Source organism: Geomonas sp. (assembly GCF_056994735.1).
Genome location: NZ_JBXKJL010000239.1, coordinates 1 through 2,859, shown reverse-complemented (window position 1 = coordinate 2,859; position 2,859 = coordinate 1). Strand labels below are relative to the sequence as shown.

The following is a 2,859-nucleotide window of genomic DNA, read 5'->3' as shown; positions in this document are numbered from 1 at the left end:
CGACACTCTGGGCAGCAGATCAAGCCCGGGCCCCACGCCGCCACGTCGCCTCGGAGGCCCCAGGAGCCGCGCCCCGGGCCCGCGACGGCTCCCCGACCGTCCGCGCCTGTGCGGCCCCTGCGGGACGAGCTGAAGGCCCTCCCCGGGGTCGACGAGCCGAAGGTCCGGTCGGTTGCCTGGAGGCTGGCGCATCACCTGGCGGACCTCGCCTCGGTCGGGTTCTTCATCATGGCCCTCGGCCTGGTCGCGCGGCGCCTGACCCCCGTGGAGCGGCTGCTGGCCGCGTTCGTGGTCGCCGACCGCGCGCGGGGCCAGGCCCGGAAGCTGTCACGGGCCCGAGGCGTGGCTCCCGGGGCATCCTGGGCGACGCGGCGGCGTCTCCCGGGAGGGGGAGGCGCGTTTCGTGACGTCCTTCTCGCGTAACGTCACGTCCTTCTTCCTCAGCTTCTCCGGAATGGCTCACGGGTGCGCCGGGCAGTGAGTTCAGGGTCTTGACGTTTCGCGCTCGGTGCAAGGCCGATATCATAAGCTTCCATCTGACATCACCTTGAGTTTCCCCTGGAGTCCTTCCGTTATGGACGGCGACGCTTTTTCCACCGCGGTATTGGAGAAGCTCCCCCTGGCCGACGCCGTGTGGCGGTTGCTCCACTTCACGATGGACGACGTCTGGCTCGAAGATCTCTGGCGGCGAAATCGCGGGCCGTGCTACGAGCGCGACTTGAAGTTCAGCACTCTGGCCCATCTGATTTCCGATGCCTTGCTCCAACACGGCGGCAGTGGCAACCAAGCCTTCGAGCGAGCGCAGGAACGGGAGATCTTGCCGGTCTCGATCACCTCGGCCTACGACAAGCTGGGGAATCTGCCCCTGGCCGTCAGCGAGACCCTGCTCGAGGAAGGCACCCAGCGGATAAACGCGGTCCTGCCTGAGAGCCCGGCCGTGGACCCGCTGCCGGACTGCTGGGCGGATCACGAACTCTTCGGCGCTGACGGCAAGGCGATCAAGCATGTCAAACGGCTGCTCAAGCCGTTGCGCGGCTTGCAGGCGGGCATCCTGGGCGCGCGGGCGTCGGTGGGCTTGAACCTGCGGACGGGCCTGGCGGTGGCCCTGGTCGGCCATCTCGACGGCGAAGCCGGTGAAGCGGCTCTCACCGAGGCCCTGTTGCCGAAGTTGGCGGCGGCCGCCGGCCCGGAACGGCCGTGGGTGGTGGTGCTCGATCGACTCTACTGCAACCTAAGCTTCCCGCAGCATGTGTTGAAGGCCGGGGGCCATTTCCTGATTCGCTACTGCAGCAATACGACGTTCGTCCCCGATCCGGCCAAGCCGGCGCAGGAGAGCCGCGACGCCAAGGGGCAACGGATCGTCCAAGAGTGGGGCTGGCTGGGCAAGGTCGAGAAGGCTGACCGACAGTACGTGCGCCGGATCACGAAGGATCTGCCCGACGGTAAAGAGATCGGCGTGGTCACGGACCTGTGGGACGAGGTGAAGTATCCTGCGGAAGCCATGCTCTCGACGTATCAGAGCCGCTGGGGAATCGAGACGGTTTTCCACCAGATCACCGACGTGTTCTCGTTGCGGCACCTGATCGGTACGATGCCGAAGGCAGTGCTGTTTCAGTTGTCGTTCTGCCTGCTGTTGTACAACACGCTGCAAGGGGTTCGTGCCCACCTGGCATCGCATCAGAAATGTGCGGCGAAGAAGATCTCCAACGAGAAGCTGTTCTACGACGTGAACCGTCAGATGGTGGCGGTCGACGAGTTGGTCGACGTAGAGGAGTTGCTCGCGTTGCTGGGCGAAGTGCCAACGGCGGCGAAGTTGCGCGACTGCTTGCGAGAGGGTTTGCGAGGCGCATGGAGCGATCGCTGGTGGAAGAAGTCCAGTTCCGGCCGTGGCGGGCACAAGAAGGTGAAGACGCGCGTGCTCGGCAACCATACATCGACCTACCGTGTTCTGCAGCAAGCACAGGAGCAGGGGAATGGGCCTCCCATAGCCGCTTGAAGACCCTGAACTCACTGTATCTCAAGGGAGCCTGCCACGCCTCGTTCTCGACCATCCGCAAGTTCCTCCGCGATGTCGTCCAGGTGACGATCTCGCGGGGCCAACTGGCCAAGATCCTCGGCAAGGTCAGCGCGGCCTTGGAGCAACCGTATACGGATCTGCTGGCGGACCTCCCGGCCCAGGCGTGACTCAACATCGATGAGACCGACCATAGGCAGAACGGCGCGCGGCTGTGGACCTGGTGCTTCCGCGCCGGCCTGTATACCCTGTTCAAGATCGACCCGACGCGCAGTGCGGACGTACTGATCGAGGTCCTGGGCAAGGAGTTCAATGGAGTCCTGGGCTGTGACTACTTCTCGGCCTATCGTCGTTACCAGCGCGAGTTCGGCGTGTTGCTCCAGTTCTGTCTGGCGCATCTGATCCGGGATGTGAAGTTCCTGACGACGTTGCCCGATCCGCGGGAACGGGTCTATGGGTAGGCTGTCCAGTCTGTGCTGTCTTTCTATGCTAAAATTCATGCCAGAATCGGTCCCGTCAAGGAGGGTGTTCCAGGTGGAGATGCAGTGATGAGTGACGAAGGGGATGCTGCCCGAAAGGCGAGGAAACTCCGAGCCAGTCGTGATCGGTGGAAACAACGATCGGCTGAGAAACAACAGCAGATTCGACAGTTGCGGGTCACGAACCGTGACCTGTCTCTGAGCCGAGATCAGTGGAAAGCCCGCGTCAAAGACTTGGAGGAACAACTGCGAACCTTGCAAGCGGCTCCTGAGAGCCCCACCGCTGACGGTCCGCCTGTCTGCGTCTTTTTTGGGGCCAGATGCTCAATCGGTCAATGACACTCCTGATACCCCCCTCCTTACTGG

Annotated in this window: 1 protein-coding gene and 1 pseudogene; both read left to right on the top strand. The window is 63.6% G+C overall.

The window, feature by feature from the left end; genetic code table 11:
• Positions 1-574: 574 nt before the first annotated feature.
• Positions 575-1,996, top strand: a complete 1,422-nt coding sequence (locus tag AC11W3_RS10550; RefSeq protein ID WP_484092977.1) for a transposase — start codon at positions 575-577, stop codon at positions 1,994-1,996.
• A gap of 17 nt (positions 1,997-2,013) precedes the next feature.
• Positions 2,014-2,472, top strand: a pseudogene (locus AC11W3_RS10545) (IS66 family transposase); the annotation flags it as partial.
• Positions 2,473-2,859 lie beyond the last annotated feature (387 nt).